Annotated in this window: 15 protein-coding genes; 7 read left to right on the forward strand and 8 right to left on the reverse strand. The window is 47.4% G+C overall.

From position 1 onward, the window contains the following. Positions 1-163 precede the first annotated feature (163 nt). Both ACWGXJ_RS02005 and ACWGXJ_RS02010 read right to left on the reverse strand, forming a co-directional pair. Positions 164-2014, reverse strand: coding sequence for a bifunctional diguanylate cyclase/phosphohydrolase (locus tag ACWGXJ_RS02005; RefSeq protein WP_250259702.1), 1851 nt, complete (start codon positions 2012-2014; stop codon positions 164-166). Positions 2015-2296: 282 nt separating this feature from the next. Continuing rightward, positions 2297-2890 (reverse strand): DUF5317 domain-containing protein, encoded by a 594-nt coding sequence (locus tag ACWGXJ_RS02010; RefSeq protein ID WP_039270279.1) that lies wholly within the window; start codon positions 2888-2890, stop codon positions 2297-2299. A 200-nt stretch (positions 2891-3090) separates the two neighbouring features. On the opposite strand from ACWGXJ_RS02010, the gene ACWGXJ_RS02015 reads away from it, so the two are divergent. Beyond that, positions 3091-4320, forward strand: coding sequence for a multidrug effflux MFS transporter (locus ACWGXJ_RS02015; RefSeq protein WP_452566039.1), 1230 nt, complete (start codon positions 3091-3093; stop codon positions 4318-4320). Between the two features lie 70 nt (positions 4321-4390). Here the strand turns inward: ACWGXJ_RS02015 and ACWGXJ_RS02020 are convergent, their stop codons facing one another. Further along, entirely contained in the window at positions 4391-4849 is a 459-nt protein-coding gene (locus ACWGXJ_RS02020) for a hypothetical protein (RefSeq protein WP_452566040.1), read from the reverse strand. Between the two features lie 278 nt (positions 4850-5127). Between ACWGXJ_RS02020 and ACWGXJ_RS02025 the strand changes: the two genes are divergently transcribed. The 6 genes from ACWGXJ_RS02025 (at position 5128) to nfsA (ending at position 10817) form a co-directional block, all read left to right on the forward strand. Beyond that, positions 5128-5694 carry a sigma-70 family RNA polymerase sigma factor gene (locus ACWGXJ_RS02025; protein ID WP_452567850.1) on the forward strand — a complete coding sequence of 189 codons (567 nt, stop codon included), beginning with the start codon at positions 5128-5130 and terminating at the stop codon, positions 5692-5694. Next, on the forward strand, positions 5684-6484 hold the full coding sequence (locus ACWGXJ_RS02030; RefSeq protein ID WP_452566041.1) for a DUF3600 domain-containing protein: 801 nt from the start codon (positions 5684-5686) through the stop codon (positions 6482-6484). Before ACWGXJ_RS02025 ends, ACWGXJ_RS02030 begins: the two co-directional genes overlap by 11 nt. Positions 6485-6606: 122 nt before the next feature. After that, entirely contained in the window at positions 6607-6957 is a 351-nt protein-coding gene (locus ACWGXJ_RS02035) for a metal-sensitive transcriptional regulator (RefSeq protein ID WP_013308456.1), read from the forward strand. Between the two features lie 54 nt (positions 6958-7011). Beyond that, a complete protein-coding gene (locus tag ACWGXJ_RS02040; protein ID WP_013308457.1) occupies positions 7012-7212 on the forward strand; it encodes a copper ion binding protein in 201 nt (66 codons plus the stop codon). 112 nt (positions 7213-7324) lie between these two features. Further along, on the forward strand, positions 7325-9781 hold the full coding sequence (locus ACWGXJ_RS02045; protein ID WP_452566042.1) for a heavy metal translocating P-type ATPase: 2457 nt from the start codon (positions 7325-7327) through the stop codon (positions 9779-9781). 289 nt (positions 9782-10070) lie between these two features. Then, positions 10071-10817: an oxygen-insensitive NADPH nitroreductase gene (gene nfsA, locus ACWGXJ_RS02050; protein ID WP_061831129.1), complete on the forward strand. Its 747-nt coding sequence runs from the start codon at positions 10071-10073 to the stop codon at positions 10815-10817. A gap of 147 nt (positions 10818-10964) precedes the next feature. Here the strand turns inward: nfsA and ACWGXJ_RS02055 are convergent, their stop codons facing one another. From ACWGXJ_RS02055 to ACWGXJ_RS02075, 5 genes are all read right to left on the reverse strand, one after another. Continuing rightward, on the reverse strand, positions 10965-11837 hold the full coding sequence (locus ACWGXJ_RS02055; protein WP_452566043.1) for a TatD family hydrolase: 873 nt from the start codon (positions 11835-11837) through the stop codon (positions 10965-10967). After that, positions 11830-12780 (reverse strand): ABC transporter ATP-binding protein, encoded by a 951-nt coding sequence (locus ACWGXJ_RS02060; protein ID WP_452566044.1) that lies wholly within the window; start codon positions 12778-12780, stop codon positions 11830-11832. Before ACWGXJ_RS02060 ends, ACWGXJ_RS02055 begins: the two co-directional genes overlap by 8 nt. 44 nt (positions 12781-12824) lie before the next feature. Continuing rightward, complete coding sequence (locus ACWGXJ_RS02065) at positions 12825-13601, reverse strand: ABC transporter permease (RefSeq protein WP_069290919.1); 777 nt, start codon at positions 13599-13601, stop codon at positions 12825-12827. Next, complete coding sequence (locus tag ACWGXJ_RS02070) at positions 13598-13891, reverse strand: MTH1187 family thiamine-binding protein (RefSeq protein WP_016818835.1); 294 nt, start codon at positions 13889-13891, stop codon at positions 13598-13600. The genes ACWGXJ_RS02065 and ACWGXJ_RS02070 overlap by 4 nt, the downstream gene beginning before the upstream one ends. 450 nt (positions 13892-14341) lie before the next feature. Further along, positions 14342-15385, reverse strand: a complete 1044-nt coding sequence (locus ACWGXJ_RS02075) for an ABC transporter substrate-binding protein (protein WP_452566045.1) — start codon at positions 15383-15385, stop codon at positions 14342-14344. Positions 15386-15552: the final 167 nt, after the last annotated feature.

Below are 15552 nucleotides of genomic sequence, written 5' to 3' on the forward strand. Positions count from 1 at the left end.
TAGTGCATATAGCGTGAATAGATGGAGCGAATTATGACATTTATATGAAATTTGAAATAATAAGCACTATACAAAATGCCAATCATATGAAAACCCCTAGCGTGGTTGAATTCAGGACGATTTCAACCACGCTAGGGGCAAAGAGGAAGAGCCAATGAAGGAATTAGAGCCCTGTTTCCATGAAATCCGTGAAAGCAGGTTGCTTATGTTGAATATAATGGATAAAAGTAGCCGTTAGTTTGGGATCGAATTGGCTACCCGAGCAAGCACGTAGTTCTTCAATGGCCTCCTCGAACGTTTTGGTGGGTTGATAGGGGCGCTCAGTTGTCATCGCATCAAAAGAGTCGATGATCGTCAGCATCCGACATAAACGTGGAATTTGCTCGCCCTTAAAGCCAAACGGATAGCCTCCTCCGTCATAACGTTCATGATGCAGCTCCACAAAAGGAACCAAATCTATGAATCGTTCGTTGGCTTCGACAATTCGTTTGCCCCACATGACATGCGCTTGCACCATCTGCCATTCCTCAGCGGACAGCTTCTCTTTTTTATTGAGGATATTCCAGGGAATCTCCAGTTTACCAATGTCATGAATGAGGGCACCTAGTATGAAACGCCGCTTATCCTCTGGTCCGAGCTGAAGCACATCGCTCATGTCTGCTGCATATCTGAATACCCGTTTGGAATGCTTGAAAGTGTTAATATCCTTGTACAAGAACAAATTAAGCTGCTGTTCAAGATCACGAATATCCTGCCCCAGATCGACCTCGCGCTCCACTTCATTTAAACTTCCATGCGTATGAACGATGTTTTTTCCCTGTTTCTTGGCGTAGTACAGGGCTTTATCCGCCAGATCGACCAGCTGTGATTTGTCGTAGATGTCAATGCGACTTTGTGCAATGCCTGCGGAGAAGGACAGACAGCCGTGTGGAAAAATTTCAACACCCTCATAACGAGAATCATTTAATCTTTTTCGAATAGTATTAACTATTTCGTATGCTTGTTCAGCGGTATGATCGGGCATCAGCAGGGTGAATTCTTCTCCACCATAGCGGGATACGGTGATGTGGGTGCCGGAGGTCTCCTTTTTAAGAAATTCACCGAGAAATCCCAGTAGCTGATCGCCTTTGAGGTGACCGAAATGATCATTGTATTTTTTGAAATCATCTATATCAATCAGAGCCAGACTGAGAGGAGTATTCTCGGATCTGGATATATTTAATTCAGCTTCAAGTGTATTTTCAAAGTAGCTGTGATTGTATAGCCCTGTTCTGCGATCCATGTTCGCCTTTTCTTCGATTTCCCGATACAGCGTGAACATTTGCTTGAATGCGTGAGACAGGAGCATACTTAGCCCAAGGAACAGCAAAAGTCCTAAAATGCCATTGTCATAAATCAGTGTAGTCAATACCAAAGACAGAATGAGTGTACATAAGTATACGAGCAGAGATTCAGCCAAAAAAGCCTGTTTAAGCTCATTGAAGGACCCTTTGTATGCGATATAAAAGTAGATGCCCAGTGTGATGGTATTCACCGCAAAGTAGCAAATCAAGGCCAGCAGGTAGGAAACAAAATGATCTTGGTTTAAAGCCCCCTGCGTTCCGCCGCTTAGCTCAAATACTGTTGAAGACAGGGAAATGGAAAGAGCGTAAATGGAAAAATTGACGGTATGTTTCCACCAGGACAACTCTGTGTGCCGGAACATAGCGATGATTACATTTAACAGCAAAATTAGAATAGTAATTTCGGTGCCATGCACAAAAATACAAGCCAGATACACGGAGGAATCCATAGACTGCTTGTTACTGGCGGGGGGGAGCTGGAATGTAAAATGCTCCAGAATCAGAACGGCTCCCAATAGGGAATAGATCGTGACCCACTCTGTTGTCGTATAGTGCAAAAAGGACCATTGGTTCGTATACAAGAGGACGATCATGCCTACCATACATATGCAAAATACGTATATTCCCGTCGCGGTAACCCGTTCTTGCAGCTTTTTTATTATACTCATCATTTCTTCTCCTGCCTTGTCGTATCTTGATGTCAAAGCTACCAGGGGTGAATGGGATAATTTACAATTTTGTAATCGAAAATTTCACATGAAAAAACAGGCCGGAATCCAGCCTGTTTTGTTGAGCCTGTGCTTCCTTTTTTTCTTATCGGTGACTAGCCCCCGATTTTGTAACCGGAAGTCAAAGCAATGATGACAGAAGCCACGATAATAGCATTGATAATCACACGGGAGTATTTCAAGCTTTTCATAGGGTTCCCTCCCTTCCTTGGAATAAGGTGCGTACTAGGCGTGGTGGGGATTGGTTTCTTGCTGCTTATCCTTAGTTCTCTTCACGACCATAATGCTTTGGATAAACAGGAACATCCCGAAGTTCATGACCACATCTCCAATACTAATTACCTGCGTGCGGGGATAGGGCTTGGAGAGAGGAATAATGTCACCAAGCAATGATAGACGCGTGCTCGCATCCATCATGTAATGTTTCGAGATGACACTTCCGGATTTAAGCATATCTGTATAATAGGGACCCAGCACCTCCGAAGCGCTCAACGAGACCGGCATCCTGCCGCCATTCACCGCCATAACGATAAAATTCATCAATACGCCGATTATAATAAGCTTGAATCCCTTATGATGTCTGTTCAACCAGAGAAATATCAATCCAACCACGTAGACTCCCATAAATAGATACCCGTTAATGGCTGCCAGCCAAGCCCACTTTTCCTGGGCATAAAAAATAATGAATTGTACCAGCAGCAGCACAGGGAACATCCAGCCGGCTATAAGGCGAATTTGACTGAAACGGATCAGACCTTGCCGCCAGCCTCCTCTGAACAGACCTACAATGAGACCCAGTAGCACTCCATCATAGACCATTATCATTCTCCAGATTCCACAAATTTTTGTTTTGGTTACCGTATAATTCGACCTGAAATTGGTAAATTCCTGCCTGATATATAGCAGTTTTGAAAAAAAATTGCGGATTAGCGTGTAATTATTCGAAGCCAGACGAAATGAGTGATATCATGATGTATTGAAGTAATTATTTATATTTTGTGAAAAGGATGATAATTATTATGAACCGGTTATCCAATACTGTTATGGTTGCCGCAGATATGACCAAATCGCGAATATTATGGATCGCCTTTGTCCTGGGTGCATTGAGTGCTTTCGGGCCGTTGTCCATAGATATGTATTTGCCGTCGCTGCCTACATTAGCCGACAATTTGCATACGACCACTTCGCTGGCGCAGCTTAGTTTGACCGCCTGTCTGTTGGGACTGGCCGTTGGCCAGATCGTTGCTGGTCCGCTTAGCGACGTAAGGGGTCGCAGAGGACCGCTGGTGATCTCGCTCATTCTGTACGCTGCTGCTTCGCTGTTATGCGTGTTTGCGCCGAGTATCGGTATGCTCATTGCGCTTCGCTTTATTCAAGGGCTTACGGGGTCGGCGGGGATCGTGATTTCCAGAGCTGTAGCCCGTGATCTTTACTCGGGCAAAGAGTTGACACGCTTTTTCTCACTGCTCATGCTGGTGAACGGCGTGGCCCCCATTGCTGCACCAGTACTGGGCGGTGTCATATTGAACTTTGTTTCCTGGCGTGGTGTATTCATGGTGCTTTGTGTAGTCGGCGTGGCTATGCTGATTGCCGTCGTGTTGGGTTTGCCAGAAACGTTGGCAACTAACCGCCGCTCGTCCGGTGGCTTGAAGCAGACGCTGGGAACACTCGGTCATCTGTTTGCCGATCGACGCTTTATGGGCTATGCCCTCTCACAGGCGCTGATTACAGGAGCGATGTTCGCGTATATCGCTGGCTCACCATTCGTGCTTCAGGATATTTTCGGGGTTTCCCCTCAGACGTATAGCATCATTTTTGCAGTGAATGGTTTGGGGATTGTACTGTTTTCGCAGTTGACGGGTAGACTCGTAGGTCGCTTCAGCGAACGACAGTTACTCTTGTCGGGTCTGGTAATTGCGGCTGTAGCCGGAATCAGCTTGCTTACTGTAGCTTTTACCGGAGGCCAATTGTTTGCTGTTTTAGTTCCTCTGTTTTTTGTCGTTTCCTGCGTAGGGATTGTAAGTACAACGACGACTTCATTGGCAATGCAGAGTCAGCAGCGCTCCGCAGGCAGTGCGTCCGCCATGCTTGGTTTGTTGCCTCTATTGCTGGGTTCCATCGCTTCACCGCTAGTAGGCTTGGGGAGTGGAACAACCCCCGTACCGATGGCGGTCGTTATAGCTATAGCCGAGATTGGCGCGCTATTAAGCTTTGTCGTACTTGCTAAGGGAACACGCGCGAAGGCTTGAAATAAGGCGAACTTGAACTAAAAAACTCCCATGGACTGATACGTGAACCATTTCAGTCCATGGGAGTTTTTTACCGTTTTGCAATCGAGATATCTTCGGCTTCCTTTGCGGGCAGAGGTATCTGTTTTAAGTACATACGAGATGGTTTGTGAACCAGAATGGAAATAAGCATGCAGATATGAACGGGAAAGAAAGGGTCTATTCCGTTGATGTTTAAACCAAAAATGGATACGAAGAGCAGTAAAGTAAGGGTAAGTTTATACTTTTTTGTCGCAATAAACAGCAGGATCATTATTGTAGGAAGTAATCGAAAGAGCAATTTTCCGAATACAAATCCGACCATATGAGCGGTAGAACCTTCAAGTGGATGTGTGATGGATAGCGTGCGGGAGGCCATATGGATTAACCGCGACTCCCCACCTGTCGGTTGGGCTGAAATAAATACACATCCTGCGATAATGATTACAAGGATTTTAAACCACAACAGGCCTTGGATAAGCCGTAACAAGGGTGTAATCTTTATTTTCATTGACTTCTAATAAGCTCCTTCGACGTATGATTTGTTATTATTGCTCGTTTGTATATATACAAGCCAAGTGGGAATTGCAACTTTAATATTATATCAATATATTACCAAAAGAGTAGTCCTGCTAAAGAATGATTATGCGGAGACTATTTTCCTGATGCTGAGACAGAATCGAACGATATTTCGGTTTCCTTCCAATATATAGATGTGAGATGAAAGAAAGGGGGAGATCAGGATTGGATAACGCAAGGAGGCGGGCAAATTTGACAAAGAATGATTTGATGATTGCTCTTGTTACGGAGACGCTGGCTGGCAGTCGTGAGGCTTACAGAGAACTGTATGATCAAACAATTCATACAGTCTATAGAACGGTGCATTTTCTGTTGGAAGAGAAAGTGGATGCTGATGATGTGGTGCAGGAAATTTATATTCATGTATATAAATCACTTGAGCAATTTGACGAAAGACGTCCTTTTCAGCCTTGGCTAATGGGAGTCGTTATGCGTCAGATCCGGACTTACCGGAGAAAACAATGGATGAGGCTACGAATCACAAGCAGAGCAAAGAGGCTCGAACTTCATACATCTCATGATTTTTCTGAAGAAATTGTGAACAAGGTATCAAATCATGCGTTGTTATATGCTGTTAAGCAGCTTTCATTCAAGCTTAAACAGGTGATTGTGTTGCACTATTTGCAGGAATATTCCCAAGAGGAAATCTCCAACATTTTAGAGATACCATTAGGCACGGTGAAATCACGAATTCACGCGGCTTTGCAAAAGCTTCGATTGAAAGAGCAGCAGGAACATTTTCTAATCGGAAAGGTGGAGAAGATCCATGAAGCTTGAGCAAGAACTACGTAGGGTGATGCAGCAGGATGATGACCACATATTGGCTCCGGCTGAATTAAAAGAAAACATTATGGGTCAAATTGAACGGCTTGAAAAAGGAGGATCTAAACCTATGAAAAGGTATATTGTGATAACTCTTCTCGTAGTGTTATTACTGATTCCAACAGGTGCTTTTGCTACTTACACTTATTTGGCGGATACAATGTATGGTTCACAGGAAAAGCTAATTGAAATGGGAGGATCGCCAGAGGAATATAATAGAGTAGAATCCAAGTTGCAGCAGGCGCAGGGGCATTTAACGAAAGAGGAGTTCACTGTTTTTATGGGGTTATTGAGAGAACTCGGCGCCTATAATCTGAAAATGACGGATGAAAACGGCGCACTCCACAAGGAGCGCTTAAGCGCAGAGGAACAGCGTGAATACGATCATATATCTGCCAAGCTGGAGCTGTATTATGACAAGTTGAATCAGGGAAAAGTGCTAACCCAAACGGACGATGGTAAAAAAGATGGCGGTGATTCTGCCATTACGGGCACATTAGATGTAAAGGCCCACGCAGGCATCGATTTACAGGTCGAGCTGGACTATGCGAAAAAGGTTCTGACTGAGGATGAATTTGTAAAGTTTCGTGTACTGTTCACGGAGATTTTCAAGTATATCCCACGTATAACTGGCGAGAATGGGGTACTGTATCCAGATCGTTTGTCTGAAAGAGAAAGAGAAGATTACGAGGAACATATGAAGTTGCTTCAACCTTATTTTGATCAGTTTAATTCGCTTGAGTAGAGACAGTGGCAAAAATTGAGACGAAAAAGTGACATTTTTCTGGAAGGTTGACATACCCCGTGGGGGTATATTATGATAGGGGTATAACAAATGCATATATACACCACACAGGAGGCTGATGTATGGCTGAGGAGCAACCTGTTTCCCACACTGAAGTCCATGAGAATCACTGTGGAACAGACGGGGAAAAGACAGTTAGAAAAAGTCATCATTCGGCAGAGTTCAAGAACAGCCTCGTATCCCGTTTGAACCGTATTGAAGGTCAGGTTCGCGGAATTAAGGGCTTGATTGAGAAGGATACCTACTGTGACGATGTACTGAACCAGATTGCGGCTGTCCAGTCCGCACTGAATGGTGTCGGTAAGCTGCTGCTGGAAGGGCATATGAAAAGCTGTGTCATTGAGCGCATGCAGGCAGGAGAGCAGGAAGTGATTGACGAGCTGCTGGTTACGGTCAAAAAGCTAATTCGTTAAGAGTAGTATTCATACACATTATGGGTACGGAAGTATCCCTGAGGAGGAAAAGAAATGGCACAAGTTACATTGAACGTAGAAGGCATGAGCTGCAATCATTGCGTAAAAGCAGTAGAAGGGGCTTTGGAGAAAGTTGGCGCTACCGGTAAGGTCAGCCTCGAAACGAAACAAGTGAATGTAGAATATGACGAGTCCAAGCTGAACGTTGAAGCTCTGAAAACAGCCATTGAAGACCAAGGCTATGATGTTGTTTAAGCTGAAGATATTTTATGTGTGAAAGACTTGTTTTGAAGGAGAAGCTTCCATATTAGAAGCTTTTTCTTTTTGGATATGATATACCCCACTGGGGTATAAGAGGAGGGTTACCATGGAAAACCGTGCGACCGACGGTGACAAGCAGACAACGCTTCACATTACGGGGATGTCCTGTGCCGCCTGTGCAAGCCGTATTGAGAAAGGTTTAAATCGAATAGATGGTGTGGCACAGGCTAATGTGAATTTGGCTTTGGAGCAGGCGTCGATATCCTATGATCCCAAGCAGGTGGAGATCCCTGAGTTTCGCGATAAAATTGCTTCTCTTGGGTTTGGAACTGTCAGTGAAGAAGCCAATCTGAATGTGACGGGCATGACTTGTGCGGCCTGTGCAACCCGGATTGAAAAGGGATTGAATCGGATGCCTGGTGTAACAGGTGCCACGGTAAACTTGGCGATGGAAACAGCTCATGTGGAATATGCCGCGGGGAGTATTGCGGTTGGTGATCTGGTGAGCAAGATTGAACAGCTAGGCTACGGAGCGATCCCGCAGAGCGCTGAGGACAATATCGCGGATGTGCGAAGTAAGGATATCCATCGTAAAAAATGGAAGTGGATTGTGTCCGCAGTGCTGTCGTTTCCGTTGTTGTGGGCGATGGTGGCTCATTTTTCCTTTACGTCATGGATTTATGTGCCGGAACTGTTCTTGAATCCATGGTTCCAACTAGTGCTGACAACGCCGATTCAGTTCGTCATTGGTTGGCAGTTTTATGTGGGCGCGTACAAAGCGCTTCGCAACGGGAGTTCGAATATGGATGTGTTAGTTGCACTGGGCACGTCTGCGGCTTATTTTTACAGCTTGTACCTTACGCTGCGTCCGTCTGATGTCATGGAGGGGATGGCGGGAATGCCTGTCATGACCATGCCAGAGCTGTATTACGAGACAAGTGCAGTGCTAATTACGCTTATTTTAGTGGGTAAATGGTTCGAGGCGGTAGCCAAAGGGCGTTCGTCCGAGGCGATCAAGAGCCTGATGAGCCTACAGGCGACGACGGCACGTGTAGTACGTGATGGACAAGAGACTGATATACCGATCGAACAGGTACGTGTGAAGGATATCTTTATTGTACGACCCGGCGAGAAAATTCCTGTCGATGGTGTGGTCGTGGACGGACGTTCCGCAGTGGACGAATCCATGTTAAGTGGTGAGAGTCTTCCGGTTGAAAAAGAAGCAGGTTCCGCAGTTACAGGGGCGACGCTTAATAAAAACGGGGTACTACGTATTCAGGCCGAGCGTGTGGGTGGTGATACGGCGTTGTCCCGTATTATTAAGGTCGTGGAAGATGCACAAAACTCTAAGGCCCCGATTCAGCGGATTGCGGATCAGATTTCCGGTATTTTTGTCCCCATTGTTGTTGCTATTGCTGTGTTAGCCTTTATCGTCTGGTTTTTCCTTGTGACGCCGACTGATTTTGCAGGCTCACTGGAGAAAATGATTGCAGTTCTCGTCATTGCTTGTCCTTGTGCGCTCGGCTTGGCTACTCCAACGTCCATTATGGCAGGATCGGGACGTGCCGCTGAATACGGTATTTTGTTCAAGGGCGGCGAGCATTTGGAAATGACCCGTTCAGTCAACGCAGTGGTATTGGATAAGACAGGAACAGTTACGAATGGCAAGCCAGAGCTGACAGATGTTATGGTTGGTGCAAGCGGCTTGGCTGAAAACGATTTGCTGCGGTTGCTCGGTGCAGCAGAAAAAAGCTCGGAGCATCCGCTGGCGGAAGCCATTGTAAAGGGGATTGCAGATCGAGGAATTGATCTGGTAGCACCGACAGATTTTGAAAATATTCCGGGTTATGGTGTGAAGGCGCATGTGGAAGGTAAGCAGGTATTAGCGGGTACACGCCGATTGATGAGCAGGGAAGGCATCGCAATAGATGACTCAGCCGAGCAGTATATGAATGATCTGGAAAACGCAGGGAAAACCGCGATGCTGGTCGCTGTGGACGGTTCCTATGCCGGACTGGTGGCCGTAGCGGACACGATTAAAGAAACGTCACGGGAGGCCGTTGCCCGTCTGCGGGCGATGAACATTGAAGTCATCATGATTACGGGTGACAATGAACGGACTGCGCGGGCTGTTGCCGCCGAGGCCGGAATTGAACGAGTGCTGGCGGAGGTGCTGCCTGAAGGAAAGGCTGAGGAAGTGAAACGGCTTCAGGAACAAGGCATGATCGTAGCTATGGTTGGGGATGGTATTAACGATGCGCCTGCGCTGGCTACTGCTAATATTGGGATGGCGATGGGCACGGGAACGGATGTGGCCATGGAGGCGGCGGATATTACCCTCATGCGCGGCAACCTGAACAGCATTCCTGACGCGATCGAAATGAGCCGCCGGACGATGACAAACATACGGCAAAATCTGTTTTGGGCGCTCGGTTATAACGTGATCGGTATTCCGATTGCCGCTTTGGGCTTCCTTGCTCCATGGTTGGCGGGAGCAGCCATGGCATTTAGCTCTGTTTCGGTTGTGCTAAATGCACTGCGTCTCCAACGGGTGAAGCTGTAAATGTATGGATGCACCAGCAGGATAGCGTGCTGCCGGACATCTGTAGCGAGATAAAGTTATTATCAGAGTATAGAGCAAGTACGCACAATTGGTTTTCTGCGTGCTTGCTTTTTGTTGCGTTTGTTTTTTTAAACCATACTGTTAACCCTCATCACGTCAGGTTGCTTATCATTCGCGAAAGTTTCATAATATTTGTAGGAGTGCCATGCAAGCATGCAAGAACTTCTTCGTATACTCACAGCTAGAAGTAGATAAAGAGCTTAAATTATGGATTAGGAGTGAAGCAGTCATGAATGATACGATTTCCTTGTTGATGAATCACCGGTCTGTGCGAAAGTTCAAGTCAGACGCCGCCGTTACCGACGAGCAGCTCGCAGCTATTGTGGCAGCTGGCCAAATGGCATCCTCGTCCAGTAATGTGCAGGCATATACCGTTATTGCCGTTACCGATCCTTCTTTAAAAACAAAACTGGCCGAGTTGGCAGGAGGGCAGGCTTACGTTGAGCAATGCCCCGCGTTTCTGGTATGGTGCGCAGATTTGTACCGTTTGAAGCAGGTGACGATTCACCACCAGCCAGGCCAGCCTTCCTACGAAGGGTCCGTCGAAAACTATACGGTTGCGACCATTGATGCCGCGTTAGCTGCACAAAATGCAGCGGTAGCCGCTGAATCACTGGGCCTGGGCATCGTCTACATCGGCGGTATTCGTACTAAAATAGCAGAGGTATCTGAGTTGTTAGGGTTGCCAGAGCTGGTGTATCCAGTATTCGGTATGTGTATTGGTGTACCAGATCAGGAAACGGGCTTGCGCCCACGTCTTCCGCTGTCCGGTGTTTTGCATATGAACGGCTACGACAAAAATCAGACGATGAAAGCTGTAGAGGTATACGACCACACATCAGCCGAATATTTGAAGGAGCGTACGGGCGGTCAACGCTCTACGCCATGGTCTGAGCAAATGGCCGCGAGACTGACCGAGCCAGCACGTTTGCAGATGAAGCCATTTTTGGAACAGAAGGGTTTCTTGAAGCAATAAAAGCTGAGTAGCGACAAAAAACTCTGCAAAATACAAGAACCTCCTTATTTACGCATGATGAAGTCCCGCGTAAATAAGGAGGTTCTTTGCTTTGGTTGCATGTTGTGGTTGTAAACCTTCCAGTGAGTAAATAGCTGGTATCCTTTATCAATCAGATAGTGAGTAAAAGCGTCTCGTATTTTCATAAAATAATTGACGGACGGCAGATTCATCTTGATGGGTCAGCTTACTATACGCGCGAATGACGTCGGCAGTCATCCGTGGATGTGTCTCTTGTCCGGTAAAAGGCCCCTCGAACCGCCAGGGACCGTCTGTCTCTGCCATGATCTGATCAGACGGATACTGTCTTGCCAAACTGCGGATCTCTTCTTCGTACAGGAGATCCGGTGTGAAGGAGACATAATAGCCGTTCCGCGCCATACGTTCGGTTGTGGCGGCAGAGCCTTTAAACCAGTGAAAATGCGCCTGCGTGACGCTGTGACGTTCCAGAAGGTCACAGGCGATATCTGCGTCCTCATAAACGGCGTGCAGGACAATGGGCTTGTTATGCTTGCTTGCAAACTGGATAAAACGCTCCAGCAGCGCTATGTAGGGAGCGAGGTCAAAAGGTGAACCGCTCTGTGAGGCTTCCAGCCGATTGTAATAGGGCAAGCCGACTTCACCCACGGCGACCATCTGCTGTATATGTTCGTCCATCCAGTCGAATAAGAGGTCAAGCTCAGCTTGCGGTGGAAGAGCTTGTTCGGGATGAAAGCCAAAGGCTGGTCGTACCAGCTCGGGGTAACGCTTGGCTAACTGTAGATTGGCTCGGCTGGAGCCCAGATGCATCGACACGGCTATCACGGCTTGGACGCTGCTATCGGCAAGTGAAGCGAGCAATAACTCCTGTTGTTCAGGCGGGTAGCTGTCTACATGAATATGCGCGTCGATCAATGGAGCGGGCTCAATTGCGGTCAAATCCAAGCCTGGCTTTGTTTGGCTGTTCCATTTCAATGCACATCGAACTTTTACGTCACTCATGTCGATTCAATCCATCTTCCGGGATATTCTTGTGGACGCTCTGAGCATTGTCCATGTCGCCGTCCAGTTTGTACTTTTCCTCGCGCATCCAGCTGGTCATGGTCCGCTTCCATTCAATAAAGAGCGGATCGAGGGTGATTTCTTCCCTACGCGGGCGGGGAAAAGGGACATCTACGACATGCACCACCGAAGCAGGTCGCGCCGACAGCACATAGATGCGGTCGGAGAGCAGCAGTGCTTCTTCAATGCTGTGGGTAATAAACAGCACAGAACGGCGGTTCTTTTCCCACATACGTAATAACCATTGCTGCATGTCTGCACGTGTCAGCGCATCGAGTGCGCTGAACGGCTCATCCAGCAGCATTAATTCCTGCGGGCTGAGTAGTGCTCGTAGAAAGGCGGCGCGCTGTTGCATTCCACCAGACAGCGTATGTGGATACGCCTTGGCGAATTTACCAAGTCCAACCTGTTCGAGCCATTGCAAGGCTTCTTTGCGACGCTCGCGTTCACTTGCGTACTGAGGGGGGACTGCTGTAGTTTTACGTGGAGCATTTTCTTGCCCAAGCAGTACGTTGTCCAGCGTGGTACGCCACGGAAAAAGGGCGGGCTGCTGCGGCATATAGCTGATATGACCACGTTCACCAGTCATGTCCCGTCCGTGCATACGGATACATCCCTGCTGGGGTTTGAGTAGCCCGCCGATGATGTGAAACAGCGTGCTTTTGCCGCTGCCTGACGGACCGATGAGGGAAACGAATTCTCCTGGCTTGACTGTGAGGGATACATCCTGCAGTACGGGCAGTAAGCTTCGCTTTTCGCGGAAGGCAAGGCTGATCCCGTCCAATTCCAAAGCAGGAGGAGCAGTTGAAGGACTCTGTTGTTCCCCGGCTCGTTGTTCATTAGCCACGTTGTGTGATGATAAGTCAATCGGATGCAGACTCATACGCGCCACGTCCTTTCTTTGCTGTATTTACTTCAAGGAGGAAGCTACTCTCGATCGGGTTTCCAGCGAACCAACCATTTCTCAAGTAGTAAAATAACCACAAACATGAGTAAGCTGAGTGCGACAATAATGCCGATGGCAGCAAAAATGAGGTCCGTGCGATAGGCCGATTTTTGCAGCAGCATATAATATCCAATTCCTTCACTAGCTCCGATCCATTCGGCAATGATCGCGCCCATCACACTATAGGTAGCAGCAATTTTAACGCCAGAAAAGACTTGCGGCAGGGAATGTGGCAGCTCCAGCTTCATAAAAATAGACATGCGGCTTGCACCCGACATCCGCATATAGTTCATCATCGTACGGTCTGTTCGAGTCAGCCCGTCCATGGCCGCTACAGCCACGGGAAAAAAGCATACTAAGGTAATGACCATGAGCTTGGGCAGCACGCCAAAACCAAACCACACCATGAGCAACGGACCGAGGGCGATGATCGGAATGTTTTGGCTAAGGATCAAGAGCGGGTATAGAGCAGATTTGAGAAAAGGAATCGTATGAAGAACGATGGCGATCAGCAGTCCCGTAGCTGTCCCTATAGCGAATCCCGCAAGTGTCAGACGAATTGTAGCCCATGTATGGGTGCCAAGCAACGCCGATTGCGCCATGCCCTCTTGTACGATTAGGGATGGAGCTGGCAGCAGCCAGGATTCAATATGTAAATAGGAAACCGCTCCCTGCCAAGCCGCTAAAAAGAAGAGGACCGCCACAAGGGGCGGCCATACGCTTTTCCACCAGGATGCGTTCTTGCCTTTCGGATTCATGGGCGATATTTCTCGGTCAGCTTGTTCATGCTGATGCCTTGTGGGTTATGTGCGATTTTGATCTGTGAAATGACGCTGGGACTGCCCGCTTCCGTCAAAGCCTCGTGCATTTCTTTAACCACTTTCAGCAACTCGTCGAGCTCGCCCTCCATGGTCGTATCCAATGGATTCACCTGATGTTTGACGCCGGAGCGCTGAATGACCTCAATCGCCTTATCTACATACGGGTAAGAGTCCTCGTTATTAGGAGTTTTAGGGATTACTTGAATACTGAGCAGTGTGTTAGCCATGAAAATTCACCTGTCCTTTATTGTGGAGTTGTTTTGAGAAAATAGGGTGGTTTAAGGTGGGGAGACCGCTTCGCGTTTCATTTGATCTTACGATCGCTGTTGCCGTGGGATTCTTTGAATAAATTTTAAAAGGTAAGAATCCCACGGCAAAGGCGAACGCTGCGCTTCTCCAGATTCAAATGAACCGCTACGCTGCCAACCGCCTTAAAAAGCACCTTATTTTTAAAGCTAGGTTGTGTAGCATTTTTATAAAAGCAAAACAAGCAAAAGAACGAAGTGGGCGGAATGGTGCTGTACAAGCGTTAGCGTTCGCCTTTGTACCCAGATTTCAACCTCTGGATATTCATAAAAGAAATCTGGGTACAACAGCGATGGGAAGCACCATCCGACTGCGTAGTGGGACTTCGTTCACTTCTCTAGTACAGTCTTATTTAACGTTTTAACAAATGATCAACGCTTGGGCAAGAAGTCGTTTGTGAAGGCTTTATCCACTTCCAAAGGCTTGCTGAGCAGCTTGCGTTCGTACATCCAGTCCGAATAGTTTTGCCATACCTCCGCTTTTTGCACACCCCATTGCGCGGCATCGTCCTGATAACGCGGGCTTAGCCATTTTTGGCTGGCAAGTACCAGTTTTTTATCCAGCTCCGGTACAGCTTTGCTTAAGATGTTCGCGGCTTCTTCTGGATGGGCGATAGTGTATTCATAGCCTTGTGCGGTAGCGTCCATGAACGCTTTGATCAGTTCTGGATCATTTTTTATTGTCTGTTCGTTGCTCACAATTACAGGTGTATAGTAATCGAGGCTTTTGGAATAATCTTTTACATACAGCATATCTAATGACTCACCTCGAAGCTGGGCCTCAATTCCGGTCCATGCGTAGAAAATCCAGGCAAAGTCGATATCCCGCTTCACGGCTGTAAAATAGTCTGCATTGCCCATGTTGACGATCTTCACTTTGCTCACATCGCCTTTGTCTGAATCCATGATGGATTTCATGACCGCTTCTTCTACGGGAGAGCCCCAACCGCCGTATTTTTTACCTTCAAAATCTTTGGGGCTCTTAATTCCGCGATCTACTGGGGCTGCGAAGCCTGAGGTATTATGCTGAATCACCGCAGCGATGGAAACAAGCGGCACGCCTTGCGTACGAGCCTGTGTGACGCCTTCTTGGTAGCTGATACCAAAAGGTGCAGCATTAGAGGCAACCATTTGATCGGCTCCGCCTGAACCAGGTTGAATAATTTGGACATTCAAACCCGCTTTTTCGTAAAATCCTTTGTCCTTGGCAACATAGAGTCCCGTATGATTCGTATTGGGTGTCCAGTCGAGTACGACTTTAACATCTTTGAGCTCCTTTGCCGGAGTAGACGTTTGAGTGTTGGTAGCGGGAGCCGCTTCTTGGGATGTGGAGGGACTTCCACCGCAAGCGGTCAGGGTCAGGGCCATGAGCCACAGACTGATCAGTCCCAGGCTTAACATTTTCATGCGCTTCATCGTTGTGTTCTCTCCTTTAATTACCCGTTATCCGTCCAATCAGACAGCTTATGTTCCCCATTTTCATAAAAATAACATCTGCCGGACGCGATCTTTCCAACAACTTAATCTTCAACAAAAAAAGCGCCCCGAGTTTCCGGGACGCTTGCGCTTGTATATACCAAAGT

Source organism: Paenibacillus sp. S33 (genome assembly GCF_053615415.1).